The sequence below is a fragment of the Bacillus sp. FSL K6-1366 genome (genome assembly GCF_037976695.1).
GTDB lineage: Bacteria > Bacillota > Bacilli > Bacillales > Bacillaceae > Bacillus > Bacillus subtilis.
The window spans coordinates 1837234-1853519 of sequence record NZ_CP150268.1 but is presented as its reverse complement, the minus strand read 5'-3'; the positions used below and the strand labels follow the sequence as shown (position 1 = coordinate 1853519).

The 16286-nt window shown below is 46.7% G+C and carries 16 protein-coding genes, 1 pseudogene and 3 other annotated features; of the genes and pseudogenes, 13 read left to right on the top strand and 4 right to left on the bottom strand.

Annotated elements, in window-relative coordinates:
* Positions 1 to 80: 80 nt before the first annotated feature.
* The gene (locus MHI44_RS09715) at positions 81 to 971 is read left to right on the top strand and encodes a carboxylate/amino acid/amine transporter (RefSeq protein WP_339203386.1); all 891 of its coding nucleotides are present in this window, start codon (positions 81 to 83) and stop codon (positions 969 to 971) included.
* A gap of 143 nt (positions 972 to 1114) precedes the next feature.
* Here the strand turns inward: MHI44_RS09715 and rsfA are convergent, their stop codons facing one another.
* Positions 1115 to 1891 (bottom strand): prespore-specific transcription regulator RsfA, encoded by a 777-nt coding sequence (rsfA, locus tag MHI44_RS09710; RefSeq protein WP_003227516.1) that lies wholly within the window; start codon positions 1889 to 1891, stop codon positions 1115 to 1117.
* Between the two features lie 214 nt (positions 1892 to 2105).
* Between rsfA and MHI44_RS09705 the strand changes: the two genes are divergently transcribed.
* The 7 genes from MHI44_RS09705 (at position 2106) to MHI44_RS09675 (ending at position 9611) form a co-directional block, all read left to right on the top strand.
* Positions 2106 to 2330 (top strand): DUF1450 domain-containing protein, encoded by a 225-nt coding sequence (locus tag MHI44_RS09705; protein ID WP_003222050.1) that lies wholly within the window; start codon positions 2106 to 2108, stop codon positions 2328 to 2330.
* 161 nt (positions 2331 to 2491) lie between these two features.
* Positions 2492 to 3793, top strand: a complete 1302-nt coding sequence (locus tag MHI44_RS09700) for an HD domain-containing protein (protein ID WP_024571616.1) — start codon at positions 2492 to 2494, stop codon at positions 3791 to 3793.
* A gap of 35 nt (positions 3794 to 3828) precedes the next feature.
* Complete coding sequence (locus MHI44_RS09695; protein ID WP_003227524.1) at positions 3829 to 4329, top strand: YwgA family protein; 501 nt, start codon at positions 3829 to 3831, stop codon at positions 4327 to 4329.
* Positions 4330 to 4440: 111 nt separating this feature from the next.
* Positions 4441 to 4911 (top strand): Rrf2 family transcriptional regulator, encoded by a 471-nt coding sequence (locus tag MHI44_RS09690; RefSeq protein ID WP_033883397.1) that lies wholly within the window; start codon positions 4441 to 4443, stop codon positions 4909 to 4911.
* A complete protein-coding gene (locus MHI44_RS09685; protein WP_033883396.1) occupies positions 4911 to 6311 on the top strand; it encodes an MFS transporter in 1401 nt (466 codons plus the stop codon). Before MHI44_RS09690 ends, MHI44_RS09685 begins: the two co-directional genes overlap by 1 nt.
* A 54-nt stretch (positions 6312 to 6365) precedes the next feature.
* Positions 6366 to 6594 (top strand) — a binding site (T-box leader).
* 33 nt (positions 6595 to 6627) lie between these two features.
* Positions 6628 to 6849 (top strand) — a binding site (T-box leader).
* Between the two features lie 31 nt (positions 6850 to 6880).
* Positions 6881 to 7102: a binding site (T-box leader), on the top strand.
* Between the two features lie 53 nt (positions 7103 to 7155).
* Positions 7156 to 9072, top strand: a complete 1917-nt coding sequence (gene thrS, locus MHI44_RS09680; protein ID WP_033883394.1) for a threonine--tRNA ligase — start codon at positions 7156 to 7158, stop codon at positions 9070 to 9072.
* 119 nt (positions 9073 to 9191) lie between these two features.
* Positions 9192 to 9611, top strand: coding sequence for a MarR family transcriptional regulator (locus tag MHI44_RS09675; RefSeq protein WP_339203383.1), 420 nt, complete (start codon positions 9192 to 9194; stop codon positions 9609 to 9611).
* 42 nt (positions 9612 to 9653) lie between these two features.
* Here the strand turns inward: MHI44_RS09675 and MHI44_RS09670 are convergent, their stop codons facing one another.
* Positions 9654 to 9842 carry a 2-hydroxymuconate tautomerase gene (locus MHI44_RS09670; protein ID WP_003222038.1) on the bottom strand — a complete coding sequence of 63 codons (189 nt, stop codon included), beginning with the start codon at positions 9840 to 9842 and terminating at the stop codon, positions 9654 to 9656.
* Between the two features lie 108 nt (positions 9843 to 9950).
* Here MHI44_RS09670 and MHI44_RS09665 point away from each other — a divergent pair, with 108 nt between their 5' ends.
* The 3 genes from MHI44_RS09665 (at position 9951) to MHI44_RS09655 (ending at position 11715) form a co-directional block, all read left to right on the top strand.
* Entirely contained in the window at positions 9951 to 10610 is a 660-nt protein-coding gene (locus MHI44_RS09665; protein WP_003243167.1) for a site-2 protease family protein, read from the top strand.
* Positions 10611 to 10623: 13 nt separating this feature from the next.
* Positions 10624 to 11142 carry a YwhD family protein gene (locus MHI44_RS09660; RefSeq protein ID WP_014478300.1) on the top strand — a complete coding sequence of 173 codons (519 nt, stop codon included), beginning with the start codon at positions 10624 to 10626 and terminating at the stop codon, positions 11140 to 11142.
* 135 nt (positions 11143 to 11277) lie between these two features.
* Complete coding sequence (locus MHI44_RS09655; protein WP_031601096.1) at positions 11278 to 11715, top strand: hypothetical protein; 438 nt, start codon at positions 11278 to 11280, stop codon at positions 11713 to 11715.
* A 27-nt stretch (positions 11716 to 11742) separates the two neighbouring features.
* Here MHI44_RS09655 and MHI44_RS09650 read toward each other — a convergent pair whose 3' ends face one another.
* Positions 11743 to 13818, bottom strand: a complete 2076-nt coding sequence (locus MHI44_RS09650; protein ID WP_015384942.1) for a transglycosylase domain-containing protein — start codon at positions 13816 to 13818, stop codon at positions 11743 to 11745.
* 201 nt (positions 13819 to 14019) lie between these two features.
* On the opposite strand from MHI44_RS09650, the gene speE reads away from it, so the two are divergent.
* The gene (gene speE / locus MHI44_RS09645; protein WP_167408507.1) at positions 14020 to 14850 is read left to right on the top strand and encodes a spermidine synthase; all 831 of its coding nucleotides are present in this window, start codon (positions 14020 to 14022) and stop codon (positions 14848 to 14850) included.
* A 60-nt stretch (positions 14851 to 14910) separates the two neighbouring features.
* The gene (gene speB, locus MHI44_RS09640; protein WP_003227545.1) at positions 14911 to 15783 is read left to right on the top strand and encodes an agmatinase; all 873 of its coding nucleotides are present in this window, start codon (positions 14911 to 14913) and stop codon (positions 15781 to 15783) included.
* A 31-nt stretch (positions 15784 to 15814) separates the two neighbouring features.
* Here speB and MHI44_RS09635 read toward each other — a convergent pair.
* Positions 15815 to 16265: pseudogene (locus MHI44_RS09635) on the bottom strand (YbaK/EbsC family protein).
* Between the last annotated feature and the right edge of the window lie 21 nt (positions 16266 to 16286).

Sequence of the window (16286 nt, the reverse complement as noted above, 5' to 3'; positions counted from 1 at the left end):
TCCTTCTTACATACAGATAACCACGACAAAAAGAAAAACGATAAAATGACATCAGCATCCATATTAAAGGGGAGAGGCAGATGAAGGGGAATATTTACAGCCTTTTTGTATTGATTGCGGCTTTTTTCTGGGGGACCACGGGAACCGTTCAGGCATTGGCTCCAGAAAGCGCCACACCGCTGGCATTTGGAGCGTTCAGGTTATTAATAGGAGGAAGCGCCATGCTGCTTGCGGTTTGGATCAGCCGGGAGCTTCACGTGAAAAATTGGGCATGGCCGCTCGTGTTTTTAGCCGCTGTTTGTATGGCGTGTTACCAGCCGCTGTTTTTCACAGCGGTTAAAGAAACGGGAATTGCAATGGGAACTGTGATTGCCATCGGCAGTGCGCCTATCATTGCCGGGACCCTCGAATGGGCTGTATTGAAGAAACGCCCGCGAAACTCTTGGTGGATTGCGACTGTGCTGGCTTTAGCGGGTTGCTGGCTTCTGTTTTCCGACAGTTCCAATGTTCGGATTGATGTGGCTGGTGTTCTTATGGCGCTTGGAGCGGGTGCTTCTTTTGCAGGCTATACGCTCATCAGTAAAGCGATGATGAAAACCCAGCCTCCGCGAGCGACCTCCGCCGTTGTATTCATGATCAGCGCCATCTTGCTGACGCCGCTATTATGGCAGTCAGATATCTCGTGGATATGGACCCCTAGAGGACTGGGAACAAGCCTTTACATCGGGTTAATTGCAACATGTGCCGCATACTTTTTGTTTGCGAAAGGGCTTACCGGGGTTCCGGCCTCGGCTGCGGTCACGCTGTCTTTAGCTGAACCGCTGACGGCTTCATTGCTTGGTGTGTTTTTCATAGGGGAAATGCTTTCGCCTTCCTCGTGGCTGGGCATTGCGCTTATGATGCTGGGGCTTTTGGTCATTTCTGCTGCGCCTCGGAAACAAAAAACGGCCGAGGCAGCTCACATGTCTTAATAGATTCACATAAGCTTGGCCTCATTTTACAAGAATAGCTGATCCGGCTGCAAAATGAGGAAATTCTCTTTTCTCAATAGAAAAGGGGATTTTGCACATGGCGAAAATCCCAAAACAGCTGCCCGTCTTGGGATTTTTCTATGTCATTCCGCTAATTTTTCTAAATTGCCGTTCCGGTCCATTTTGAAGGACGGAGAGGCATGTTCATCTTCTTCAAATAAAACTAGCTTTCTGGCTCTGTTCATAATTTTCACCAAGGTTTCATAATCTTCTTGGATTGTTTTTTGGTCTTTTTCAAGCTTTTGAACTTCTGCCTCTAGCTGCTCTGTTTTGTTTTGCAATTCCTGATTTTCTTTCTTTAAACGCTCGTTTTCCATTTTTAATGCTGATGATTGCTCGTTATTGCCTTCGTAATTCTGCAGGAAGCGGATCACATCATTCATCGTCATCTCAGGCGCAGCTGCAGGCGTTTGAGGAGACAATAAGTGTGATAGACTAGCTAACTCTTCCTTAAAGCTTTCATCAACAAAAGGCATATGTTCGCCAGACATTAAAGGTTGCTCATTTTCGACAGATGGTGTTTCCGTTTTAACCGGCTCTTCTGCAGCGGTTTCTTGAATGATTTCAGGGTCAACAGCAGGAGGCTGATATAATAATCTTTTTTTCGCGGGCTGCCCGTTTCCGAGCGCTCTCATCCGCTGTTTTCGTTGTTTCTTCGCAAGCTGAAGCGCTTTTTCATATTGATGGCGGACCACTGCGTTCCATCTGAATCCGCAGGCTGCGGATGTCCGGTTTAATTTATCGCCGACTTCTTCAAAGGCGTTCAGCTGAGTGCTGCCCTCCCTCACATGCCGAAGCACTGTTTCGGCTAAAAGCAGATCGTTTTCCTCTGACCAAGCGTCTTGTCGCTGTTTTGTCATTTATCTCAACTCCCATTTTTCTTTTCATGGTATTAGAATGTCCAGGTTGGAAAATATTTATACAAATTGGCTGAAAGAATAGGAGATACGAAGGATGGAGCGGCTTGCAGGAACAGTCGAATCCTTGTAAAATGAAAAGTGATGTGATTTTTTTTGAAACGTGATTTTAGGTTATTCACATAGATGAACATAGAAATGAAGGGAAGCGTACGTCATGGCTAATGAATTTCGAGTGTGTGATGATTGCCAAGCCACTAATATCAAAACATTGCTGCCGCGTTTGAAAGAAGTGGACCCGGACGCAAAGGTTGAGGTAGGATGCCAATCTTATTGCGGGCCCGGACGGAAAAAATCATTTGCTTTTGTGAACAATCGCCCGCTGTCAGCTCCGACAGAGGATGAGCTGATTGACAAAGTAAAAAAGAAAATAAAAAAGTAAAAACATATTTTTTCTTAGCCTCGGCCCTCAGGTCAGGCTTTTTTGCTTCACAAGATGTGTTTTTCATGAAGATGGAACAAATCGCCGGGCAAATTCAAGGATGTTTTCAAAGAATAGAGTCGATATAATAGAAACACGGCTAAAAAAAAGAGGGAATGACGATGGCGTATCCAAATGGAAAATTATCAGAAGAAAAAGTGTTTAAAGATCCGGTGCACCGCTATGTTCATGTTCGGGACAAGCTGATATGGGATTTAATCGGAACCCGTGAATTTCAGCGTCTCCGCAGAATTAAGCAGCTCGGCACGACCTATTTGACGTTCCATGGGGCTGAGCACAGCCGGTTCAACCATTCTCTCGGTGTCTATGAAATTGTCAGAAGAATGGTTGATGACGTCTTTAAAGGCCGCCCTGAATGGGATGACAGTGAGCGCGAACTCTGTTTGGCCGCGGCGCTGCTTCATGACCTCGGGCACGGGCCGTTCTCGCATTCATTTGAAAAGGTCTTTCACCTTGACCACGAGGATTTTACAAGAGGTATCATTTTGGGAGACACGGAGGTTAATCAGGTGCTCAGAAAGGTGAGCCCGGGTTTCCCTCAGGATGTTGCTGAAGTCATTGCCAAAACATATAAAAACAAGCAAGTGGTCAGCCTGATTTCGAGTCAGATTGACGCAGACCGCATGGATTACCTGCAGCGCGACGCATATTATACGGGCGTCAGCTACGGCCATTTTGATATGGAGCGGATTCTTCGGGTGATGCGGCCGCGCGAGGATCAGATCGTCATTAAAGAAAGCGGAATGCACGCTGTCGAAGACTATATCATGAGCCGTTACCAAATGTACTGGCAGGTCTACTTCCATCCTGTGACCAGAAGTGCAGAGGTCATTTTAACGAAGATTCTTCACAGGGCGAAGCAGCTGCACGATGAAGGCTATGTCTTCACTCACGCTCCGGTTCATTTCTATTCTATTTTTGAAGGGAAATTGACACTGGAGGATTATGTAAAGCTGGATGAATCTATTATTTTGTATTATTTCCAGGCCTGGGAGGATGAAGAAGACGCGATTTTATCCGACTTGTGCCGCAGATTCATTAACCGCCAGCTGTTCCAATACGTTGAATTCAATCCGAATGAAGAAATGTCGGCTTATTTTGAGCTGACTTCATTGTTCAAAGAGGCGGGAATCGATCCGAGCTATTATTTGGTCGTTGATTCTTCATCAGATCTGCCATACGATTTTTACCGACCGGGAGAGGAAGAGGAGCGTCTGCCGATCCATCTCTTGACGCAAAACGGCCAAATTAAAGAGCTGTCCAGGCAGTCGGCTATTGTGGAATCCATCTCAGGTAAACGGCGGACGGACCACAAGCTGTACTATCCAAAGGACTTGATTTGTGACGGCTCTGAACATCCGGAAGCGAAAATGAAAATCCGGCAGCTGCTGGGACTGACATAGAAATTGGAAAGAAGGAAAAAGGAGATGTCGGGAATTTGTTGAAAGAACATGCAAAACTGATGAAGGTGTTCTCGGATTCTGGAGAAATCATCGGGCGAAAGAAGCTGCAGAAAATGATTTATATCGCCAAGAAAATGCAGTTTCCTTTCTATGAGAAATATGATTTTCACTTTTACGGACCGTATTCGGAGGAACTGACGCTCCAGATTGAAGAGCTGTGCAACCTTGGATTTCTGCATGAGGTGAAGGAAAAAAAGGGCGGCTACTTTCAATACCGGTATTCGCTGACTGAGACAGGCTCCGCATTTTTAGACCATGCTGATCTGGACATGCCGGATATGAAAGGCTATATCGACAGTGTAAACAGCCGTTCATCACGGTTTTTAGAGCTGGTTTCCACGATCCTTTACTTTGACGGGCTTGAGGATGAGGAAAAGAAAGAAAAAGTCTTTACCATCAAAAGCAAGCAAAAATATACAAATGAAGAATATGACGAAGCGCTTCAATACATAGAGGAACTGAAGCAGATTTGTTAACCATACCAAGCAAAAGAAATGATCCGTTTCTTTTGCTTTTTTTATTGACAAAAGCTGCTAAGAGATTCATTATGGATAATAGTTATCCACAATGAATCAGGAGTGAATAGGATGAAAATGAAATCAGGAATGGAGCAGGCGGTTTCTGTGCTACTGTTACTTTCACGGCTGCCTGTACAGGCTTCTTTGACGTCAGAGGCTATAAGTCAGCGATTGCGCGTGTCTCCGTCTTACTTGAAGAAGCTGATGAGAACATTAGTTCAAGCCGGTTTGGCAGAATCCTTACCAGGGACGAAGGGCGGTTTTACCCTGACGAAGCCTTTGGCTGACATTACGCTTTATGATGTTTATCAAGCGGTCGAAGGCAGAGGTTCGATGTATCAGGGGAAAGGCCTGCTGCAATCTGTATTTGAGGGTGAAAGTCACTGTGTGCTGGAGACAGTCATGGGGGAAATCGAGGATAAATGGTCCAATCTTATGAGAGAAGAGTCCTTGCAGCATGTCATGGACAGAGTCGGGGAATTGTATGATCTTGAAAAAATAGATGAGTGGGTAATCAAGCAAGTGAAAGGGCAATTGTAATGAAAAATAGCGGGTCTATACAAGAATCAACATCATCAACAGGCATATCCGTGCTGATCGTGCTCGCACTTGGTTTCCTCATGGCAACTCTTGATGTGACCGTTGTGAATGTGGCGATGGCTGATATGAAAAACACTCTTTCAATGTCACTTTCAGGTGTAACGTGGGTTGTGGACGGGTACATTCTTACTTTTGCGTCGCTTCTGCTGGCGGGCGGAGCCTTGGCCGACCGTTTCGGCTCGAAGACGATCTATATCCTGGGTTTAGCTGTTTTTGTTCTCGCCTCTTGTCTATGCGCTGCATCCTTTAATGGGCAGATGCTGATTGTCGGACGCCTTATACAGGGAATTGGCGCAGCTTTGTTTATGCCAAGCTCACTCAGCCTTTTGGCTGCCTCTTACCCTGATGAGCGGGCGCGGGCGAGAATGTTTGGACTGTGGGCCGCGCTTGTTTCCGCCGCTTCAGCCCTTGGGCCTTTTATCGGGGGCGTGCTGGTACAGTTGGCGGGCTGGCAGAGTATTTTTCTGATCAATGTGCCAATAGGGGCTGCTGCGCTCATTTCAGCTTACCGAATCCTCAGCCGCGTACCGGGAAAATCCGGCCGCGTGAACATCACCGGGCATCTGCTTGGCATGATGGCTCTCGGGTTTCTTTCCTATGCTTTGATACAGGGGCCTTCAGCGGGCTGGCGCTCGCCAGTGATTCTTGTAGCATTTACTGCAGCGATTTTGGCATTTGTGCTGTTTTTGCTGCGGGAAATTTCTGCAAAAGCACCCATCCTGCCGGCGTCCTTATACAAAAACGGCCGCTTCTCAGCTGCCCAATTTATCGGGTTTTTGCTGAATTTCGCCCTTTTTGGCGGCATGTTTATGCTCAGCCTTTTTTTGCAGGAAGCAGGAGGGGCAAGTTCCTTTATGGCTGGAGTGGAGCTGCTCCCGATGATGGCGGTCTTCGTGATCGGCAATCTGCTGTTTGCCCGTCTGGCGAATCGGTTTGAAGCCGGTCAGCTTATGTTTGTATCAATGGCGGTCAGCTGTATCATTGCATTGCTGTTGTTTGTGCTGATTTCTCCGGATTTTCCTTATTGGCAGCTGGCGGTGTTGATGTCTGTTATGAACCTCTGTACCGGTATTACAGTTCCTGCCATGACAACTGTGATCATGCAGGCTGCCGGGCAAAGACATGCGAATATCGCCGGTGCGGCGTTAAATGCAAACCGGCAAATCGGAGCCTTGGTCGGCGTAGCGATAACCGGGGTGATCATTCATCTGTCCGCCACTTGGTATGCTGGTGCCGGGTTTACGTTTTTGATGATGGGAGCGTCATACAGCCTCGCTGCATTGCTTGTATGGCTGTTTCTGGCTGCCCATAACGGGACTGCCGCGTCAGAAAAAATGTAAATCACTGATTGCACTTTGTGGGAATATATAGTAAGATATAAAAAATTATTGAAACAACAGGCACTGATAAGGACACGAGATGCTTTTTACGGTTTCCAGAGAGGGAAGGACAGCTGAGATCTTCCTAACGCAGAGAAAGCAGCTTACCGCCTTTGAGCCGTATCGGGGAAAACAAGTATCTGATACCGTCATGCTGCGTTACAGCATCTTTAAGCCGATCACCATGTGTAATTGATCGGGAATTTGGGTGGAACCACGGATGATCAACACATTCGTCCCTTTTAGAGGGATGGGTGTGTTTTTTTATATGAACTACATAAATGCGTTGAAAAGGACACGAATGATAGTTACGGTTTTCAGAGAGGGAAGGAAAGGTGAGAGCTTCCCAGCTTAGGAATATCATTTACCGCCTTGGAGCAGCATTGGGGAACTGAAGTATCCAATGCCGTCTATGCTGCGTTACAGCACCGAGCCGACAATATAGTATTTGTCGGGAACTTGGGTGGAACCACGGGTTAATCACACACTCGTCCCTATCTGTGGGACGGGTGTGTTTTTTTATGAATTGAATACATGCGATGAAAAGGACATGAATGATAGTTACGGTTTTCAGAGAGGGAAGGAAAGGTGAGAGCTTCCCAGCTTAGGAATATCATTTACCGCCTTGGAGCAGCATTGGGGAACTGAAGTAACCAATGCCGTCTATGCTGCGTTATAGCACCGAGCCGACAACATAGTATTTGTCGGGAACTTGGGTGGAACCACGGGTTAATCACACACTCGTCCCTATCTGCGGGACGGGTGTGTTTTTTTATATACAACAATGAATAAGGAGTGTTTTAAAATGAGTAAACATGTAGACATTCAGCTTCCGGACGGACAGATCCAGGAATATCCGAAAGGCATCACAATCAAAGAAGCGGCTGGTTCTATCAGTTCCAGTCTGCAAAAGAAGGCGGCCGCAGGTCAGGTCAACGGCAAGCTTGTTGATCTCAGTTTCAAGCTGGAGGAGGATGCTGAGCTTTCGATTGTCACACTCGATTCACAAGAAGGCTTGCAGGTGCTTCGCCACACAACAGCGCACGTGCTGGCCCAAGCAGTAAAACGGCTGTACGGCGAAGTGTCATTGGGGGTAGGGCCTGTGATTCTAGACGGCTTCTACTATGACATGAAGCTGGGGAAAAGCTTGGCATCAGGAGACTTAGAGGCCATCGAAAAAGAAATGGAACACATAATAAATGAGAACCTTGAAATCAAACGTATAGAGGTTTCTTACGAAGAGGCTGAAGAGCTGTTTGCACAAAAAGGCGAGCGGCTTAAGCTTGAGATTTTAAAGAATATTCCGCGCGGGGAGGATATCACACTGTACCAGCAAGGGGAATTCGTTGACCTGTGCCGCGGGCCGCATCTTCCTTCTACAGGGATGATCAAGGCGTTCAAACTGACAAGAGTATCAGGCGCTTATTGGCGCGGAGACAGCAAAAATGAAGTCCTGCAGCGGGTGTACGGGGTTGCGTTTCAAAAGAAAAAAGATTTGGATGCGCACCTGCATATGCTGGAAGAAGCGGCAAAACGAGACCATCGCAAGCTCGGCAAACAGTTAGGGCTGTTTATGTTTTCTGAAGAAGCGCCGGGGATGCCGTTTTATTTGCCGAAAGGGCAGATTGTCCGCAATGAGCTGGAGCGCTTCTCGCGTGAGCTGCAAACAAATGCCGGCTACGATGAGGTGCGTACGCCGTTTATGATGAATCAGCGGTTATGGGAGCAGTCAGGCCATTGGGACCATTATCGCGACAATATGTACTTTTCAGAAGTGGATGATACAAGATTCGCAATGAAGCCGATGAATTGCCCCGGCCACATGCTCATCTTTAAAAACAGCCTGTATTCTTATCGGGATCTGCCGATTCGCATGGCGGAATTCGGACAGGTGCACCGCCATGAATACAGCGGCGCTTTAAACGGAATGCTTCGCGTTCGGACGTTCTGTCAGGATGACGCCCATATTTTCGTTCGGGAGGATCAGATTGAGAGTGAGATCAAAGAAGCGATTCGGCTGATTGATGAGGTATATCGGACATTTGGTTTCGAGTATTCAGTTGAGCTTTCGACTCGCCCGGAGGATTCATTAGGCAATGACAGCCTTTGGGAAGCGTCGGAACGTGCCTTAGCACGCGTCCTTGAGGAGCTTGGCCTCTCTTATGAGATCAATGAAGGCGATGGGGCGTTTTACGGGCCGAAAATTGATTTCCACATAAAAGATGCCCTGAAACGGAGCCACCAATGCGCGACTATTCAGCTTGATTTTCAAATGCCGGAAAAATTTGATTTAACATATATCAACGAACACAATGAAAAGGTTCGTCCCGTTGTCATCCACAGAGCGGTTTTCGGCTCAATCGACCGTTTCTTCGGCATTTTGATCGAGCATTACGGCGGGGCTTTTCCAGTCTGGCTCGCACCGCTCCAGGTTCAAATCATACCGGTTTCTCACGTTCACTTAGACTATTGCAGAAAGGTACAGGCGGAGCTGAAGCAGGCGGGGATAAGAGCCGGCATTGATGAGCGCAATGAGAAGCTGGGCTATAAAATCAGAGAATCGCAGGTGCAGAAAATCCCGTACGTGCTGGTGCTTGGAGATCATGAGGAGCAGGAGAATGCGGTAAACGTCCGCCGATTCGGACATCAGCAGAGTGAACACGTTCCTTTCCAAACTTTTAAAGATAAACTTGTCAAACAGGTGGAAAATCGAGGCATGTAGGATAAAAGCTGTGAATTCACATTTTGCTTTTTTGACTTTCCCTATTCGGAATCAGTAAAATAATAAGTAAATCATATCGTTCGTATGTTATGAATGCATCTCGAAATGGGGAAATTTACATGGACCATGACAAACTGGAAGCAAATTTGCTGGATCACGCACTTACAAAATATTTGAAAAGCACGAAGCAATTAGATGAAGCCACCGTTCCGAAACACGTGAATAATGTAAGAGGATTTATTCTGCGGATCATATACAGACATGGGAACTGCACCATAAAGGATATTTTGAAGGAGGTCACACTGTCTCCCTCTGCCACGACCACAGCTCTGAATCATTTAGAGCAGGAAGGGTTTATTGAGAGATCCAGAAATAACAATGACCGCCGCACTGTATGGATTACTCTTTCTGAATCGGGCCGGGGAGCGGCTGAACAAATGATCGAAAACCGCCAGCAGCTGATTGATGGCATGTTTGAACGTTTAACAGCCGAAGAGAAAAAGACGTTCTTGGCGATTATTGCGAAGCTGGCTCAATAGGGATAATAAAAGCCGGTGCGCGAAGCGCCGGCTTTATAGAGATTATTCCATATCGCTCAGGCGTTTGCCTGCGACGGCATAATGGTCTTTTCTCATTTCTTCTATAAAGACAACAATTTTTTCTTCAGAAGCACCGGTTGTTTCCTTTACGGCTTCTGTTACTTTCTCGACAAGATTGCGTTTTTGCTCGTCTGTACGGCCTTCGAGCATTTTGACAGTTACGTATGGCATGGGTGCTGAATCCTCCTTTATCTCGTTTCCTCTCTTTAGAAAAAGAGGCTTCTTATAGTATACTGAATAAAGTAAATTCTTGCATTTTGAGAAAGAGGGATATCTCACTTGGACCGTTTTTTATATTATCCGTTATCTTTAATGCCATACCTCGTCATCACGCTAATTGTGTCGTTTACGATGCACGAGCTTGCCCACGCTTATGTCGCATACAAATTCGGTGACGATACGGCGAAAAAACAAGGAAGACTGACGCTGAATCCCATTAAACACCTTGATCCGTTCGGAACCATTTTGATTCTGGTGGCCGGATTCGGGTGGGCGCGCCCCATTCCCGTGAATCGCCGTTTCTTTAAGAAACCCCGGCTTGCTGGTGTGCTCGTATCTATAGCCGGGCCCGTCAGTAACCTGATTCTTGCGTTTATTGGTTTCTTTTTGTTAGTGTTGATGCATGCGTACGGAATGGAAATGCTTGCGGCGTTCAGCACGGGGCTGGATCAGTTTTTTTCTATTTGGATACAGCTGAATCTTGTCTTGTTTTTATTTAATCTGCTGCCGCTTCCTCCGCTCGATGGCTATCGAATTATAGAAGATCTCGTTCCGCCGGGCGTGCGTGCCAAAATGACGCAGGCGGAGAGCTACGGCTTTATCGTGTTTTTGGTGCTGTTTGTGACACCGCTAGGATCTTACGTGCTGTGGCCGATGCTCAATGCAGGAAGAGATTCGATTTTAAAGCTGTTTTCAGCGATATTTCAACCGCTTTTGTAGGAGGTAGAACTTCATGGAAGAAAAAAAGAAAAAATCAATCGGGTTTAATATTATCAAAAGTGATCCGACAGACGGACACGGCGGTTTTGGCGTAGGGGCACTCAGCCTTGATAACATTTCTCCCGTATTCGTTGATGTAGAGGAAAAAGAAGCGTTCGTAGACATCGGCGCTATGCATGCCCGCAGCACCGTTGAAAAAGGAATTAAATTTCTCCCGAATAAAGAAGAAGTGCCGAACGGAAAACCATACTGGCTTGTGTGGGTAACGATTGACAGAAAAGAAGAGGGGCCTTATTACGCTGGTGTGACAGCCTGTGAAATGACGGTCGACAGAAGCATCAGAAGAGGCTACAAGTCGCTGCCTGAGCATGTGAATTTGATGGATAAATCCATGAAACGGAAAATCATCGTTGATAAAATGGACGACAGCTCGAAGCGTGTACTAGGCGAATTTCTGAAAAAGCATGATCAGGGCCTATGGGACCGTTCATCAGATGAGTTAAAAACGAGCCTGCTTCCGGAAGACGATTGATTTGTGAATTTTCTGTGAACTTTTAAAGTATTTGAGATATTTTTTGTAAACATTGAGTAAACTGGTGATACAGAAATAGGACATGGAAAATCCCGAGCCGAAACAAGACTCGGGGTTTTTCATTTTTAGGGGGATATGATGTACGAAACCATTCGAGTCGGCGATTGGTTGATAAAAGCCGACGTGGAAGAAACGAGAAAGCAATATGAGAAAGATATAGAGGATATGTGTGAATGCGGTAACTGTCTTAACTATTACGAGGCAGTGAATGAACTGCCAGTCCAAAAAGCACAAGTATTAGAAAGTTTCGGCCTCATTCCGTCCAAATGCACAGATATAAATTATCATGGGGTAAAAGATCATCTGCACTTTTATATAGCGAGTTATTTTATAGTAGGCCGTATTGTTGAAGGAAAACAAGAATGGAATCCGAAAAAGATTGATTTCTCGTGGCATATTTCATTTTCAGTGCCGCAACACCAAATTTACATTCCTAAGGGTTTTCCAAAACCAATTATTCAGCTCGATTGTGTTACGCTTCTTCCATGGGTCATTGACCAACCATACGAATAACCCGGCCTCCGAGGAGCCGGGTTATTTTCAATGATGTCGCCCCAGCCATTTGTCCCACCACTTTTTCTCGGAAGCGGGCTTTTCTTTGGATGGAAGCCGGTCTTTTGTTTGTTTTGCGGGTTCTGCCCCGTAGCACACGTTTGCTGGTTCTGTGCCTTTCACAAAATATGTGTAATGCTTAGCGGCGCAGCCGGGACCTGATGAGTAGCCTGTTTCCGGATCAATGTACACACCGGTTACGCCTTTTGGCGGCTTGAACGCGGTTTCTGGTTCGCCTTTGAGCGCGTCCTCCATGAAGTCCGCCCAAATGGTTTTAGCATAGCTTTTTTCTTCGACCGAGTCGATGGTGCTGTTTTTGTCATAGCCGGTCCAAACACCTGCGGCCAGCTTCGGATTGAAGCCGATCATCCAGCTGTCTGCGCTGGTGGTTCCTGATTTTCCGGCATACGTTCTTGTCAGGCGGTTGGCTATCGTTCGCCCCGTAACCGACGTATATCCATTTAAATCGGTATCAAACATGCCTGTCATCATACTCGCTGTGACAAAAGCGGCTTTTTCATCAAGCACCTGTTTATGCTGATTCGGGTTTTCGTACAGCACGTGGCCGGCTGCGTCCGTTACCCTTGAAATAAAAGTCGGTTCGATTTTCTTTCCGCCATTTGCGAGCATGGCATAGGCGTTGACCATCTCAATCGGACGTACGGGTTCGGTGCCGAGTGCCAGGGACGGCAGTGCTTGAAGATGGGCGGTAATGCCGAATTCCTTTGCCGTCTTTACAAGTTTGTTCGTGCCGAGAAAAAGATGCGTTTTCACAGCGTAAATATTGTCGGAAAGCGCCAGCGCCTGCAGAAGCGTAATCGGCTTGTTGGCATAGTATCCGTTATAGTTGCTTGGAGAATAGGTTTCTCCCTTTGCATCAATTTGAAACTCGGTTTCTTCGCTTTTCATCAAAGTGACTGGCGTAAATCCGCTCTGAATCGCTTTATAGTACAGCAACGGCTTGATCGTCGAAGCAGGCTGGCGCTTCGCCTGTGTCGTCCGGTCAAACGGGCTTTTTTGATAATCCCTGCCGCCGACAAGGGCGAGAACGTTTCCGGTGCGGGGATCAATGGCTGAAAACCCGACTTGAATGTCAGATCCCGCGTTAACCGTTTCGGTTATGGTCTCCTCGGCGATGCGCTGCATCCGTTTATCTACCGTTGTATAGACGTTTAACCCGCTCGTTTCAATTTGCTCCCTTGTCATGCCGAGCTTTTTCTCCAGCTCTCTCATCGCATTGTCATAGAAATAAGGAGCCTTTCTCTTGGAAACTTGTTTATTCAAAGGCTGATAGGAAAGAGGTTCCTTGATCAATTCATCCGCTTTCTTTTGGCTGATCATCTGCTGCTTTTCCATCATCCGCACAATCGTTTTCTGGCGTTCCTTGGCCTTCGTCTCATTGACATACGGTGAATATCCGGAAGGGCCTTTCGGGATTCCTGCCAAAAGCGCCGCCTCCGCATCCGTCAGGTTTTTGGCATGCTTGCCGAAATAAAGGCGGGAAGCTGCTTCAATGCCGTAGGCGCCGTGTCCGTAGTAAATCGTATTTAAATAGCCTTCTAATATCTCGTCCTTAGAATAGTTTTGTTCCAGACGGATCGTGTAGAACGCCTCATTCCATTTCCGTTTCCACGTTTTGTCGTGTTCAAGGTATAAATTTCTGGCATATTGCTGGGTGATGGTGCTTGCACCCTGAACCTTGGCAAATGCTTTCAGGTCAGCAAGCGCCGCGCCGGCCATGCGTTTATAATCAAAGCCGTGATGATCGTAGAAATTCTGGTCTTCAATCGCCACTGTCGCTTTTACGATCGTCGGATTCATGTCCTTTAAGGGGACCCAATAGCGCTTTTCGCCGTAGTTCGTTTCCCCGAGCTTTGAGCCGTCACTCGCATACAAAATCGTGGATTGCGGCACTTGCACCGAGGGAGCGCCCTGGTATTTGGCTATCAAAATGACAGTCATAAACACGGCAGCTGCCGCCAAGGCCGCAAAAGCCCCTAAAAAGATAAAGGCGCGAACGGTTTTCAGCGTCAGTCTCAGCCGTTTATTTGTCATTGCATCCACAACGGGTTCCCCCTTTTTTTATGTTTCTACTATTATGAGAAAAAAAGATCGTTTTTAAACATCACAGAACAGGACGCATCTTTACTTTTTCCCCGCCATCCTCTATACTTTTTCCTTAGGTGAAAATGAGATTTCAACCGAGAATAAAAGCTGATAAGACGCTTACAATAAATGAATACAGCCTCGAAAGGGAGATGACAATTGAGCGAACTTTGGTACACAGAGAAGCAGACGAAAAACTTTGGCATTACGATGAAGGTTAACAAGACGTTACATACAGAACAAACGGAGTTTCAGCATTTAGAAATGGTGGAAACAGAAGAGTTCGGCAACATGCTTTTTTTGGACGGCATGGTGATGACATCTGAAAAAGACGAATTCGTTTATCACGAAATGGTGGCGCATGTCCCATTATTCACGCACCCAAATCCGGAGCAAGTTCTCGTAGTCGGCGGCGGTGACGGCGGCGTTATCAGAGAAATCCTGAAGCACCCAAGCGTGAAAAAAGCGACACTTGTAGATATTGACGGCAAGGTTATCGAATACTCTAAAAAGTTCCTTCCTTCTATCGCAGGCAAACTGGATGATCCGCGCGTTGACGTGCAGGTAGATGACGGATTTATGCACATTGCAAAATCTGAAAATCAATATGACGTCATCATGGTAGATTCGACTGAACCAGTCGGACCGGCTGTAAACCTGTTTACAAAAGGATTCTACGCAGGAATCGCTAAAGCGCTGAAAGAAGACGGCATTTTTGTCGCACAGACGGACAACCCATGGTTTACACCGGAATTAATCACAAATGTACAGCGCGACGTGAAGGAAATCTTCCCGATTACGAAGCTGTATACGGCGAACATTCCGACATATCCGAGCGGTTTGTGGACATTTACAATTGGCTCGAAAAAATATGATCCGCTTGCAGTGGAAGACAGCCGCTTCTTCGATATTGAGACGAAATATTACACAAAAGATATTCATAAAGCGGCGTTTGTTCTGCCGAAATTTGTGAGTGACCTGATTAAATAATGAAGGTATGGCGCAGGAGCGAATCTTGCGCTTTTTTACAGGAAAGCGAGGGTATTATAGATGAGATTTGATGAAGCTTATTCAGGAAAAGTATTTATCGCGAGCCGTCCCGAGTGGGAAGAGGCGGACGCCATTCTTTACGGCATGCCGATGGACTGGACAGTCAGCTATCGCCCGGGCTCACGCTTTGGTCCAAGCAGAATCCGTGAGGTGTCAATCGGCCTTGAGGAATACAGCCCATATTTAGACCGCGATCTGGCTGACTTGAACTTCTTTGACGCCGGCGACATTCCGCTGCCGTTCGGAAATCCGCAGCGAAGCCTTGATATGATTGAGGAATACGTGGACAGCATTTTAGAAAAAGGGAAGTTCCCAATGGGTATGGGGGGAGAGCACCTCGTGTCATGGCCTGTCATTAAAGCGATGTACAAGAAATACCCAGACCTTGCGATTATCCATTTTGACGCACATACAGATCTTCGAGTTGATTATGAGGGAGAACCGCTTTCTCACTCCACGCCGATCCGTAAGGCGGCAGAATTGATCGGACCGCACAATGTGTATTCATTCGGAATCCGTTCCGGCATGAAAGAAGAGTTTGAATGGGCGAAGGAAAACGGCATGCACATCTCAAAATTTGAGGTGCTTGAACCACTGAAAGAGGTGCTTCCGAAGCTGGCGGGCCGTCCGGTTTATGTCACAATTGACATTGACGTATTAGACCCTGCACACGCACCGGGTACAGGAACGGTTGACGCCGGCGGCATCACGTCTAAAGAACTGCTTGCATCCGTCCATGAAATTGCGCGTTCAGAGGTAAACGTAAAGGGCGCTGATTTAGTGGAAGTCGCACCGGTGTATGACCACTCAGAGCAAACGGCAAACACAGCCAGCAAAATCATCCGTGAAATGCTGCTTGGGTTTGTGAAATAAGTAAACATCCAGACGATGTCTGGATGTTTTTTTATTCCCAGTCTTTACAAACATCAATCCATGCTTTTGAGAAAGAAAATTCGGATAATTCTCCTCAGTAGCGGAGTTTCTGCTGCCACATGCGAGGAAAACAGTCTCAAACCGTTTCAGCGATACATCTAGATAAACCTCAAGATCATGAGCCAACCCAAATGGGCAAACACCTCCAATTTCATGGTCTGTCTGCTCCAGCACCTCATTAGGAGAGAGCATTCTTGCTTTAAAGCCAAATGTTCGCCTGAACTTTTTGTTATTAATCTTGGCATCGCCGGCTGCCACAATCAGAATCGCCTGATCTCCTTCCCCTCTGAAGGACAGGGTCTTGGCGATTCTAGTCGGGCTTACGCCGATCGTCTCAGCTGTCTGTTCAACACTGTCGCGCTCGACGTTTCGAACTCCGTCACATCATTTTCTCGATTCCACTGTGTAAAGTGGGTTCTCACACTTTACAGAGACCTGATGCA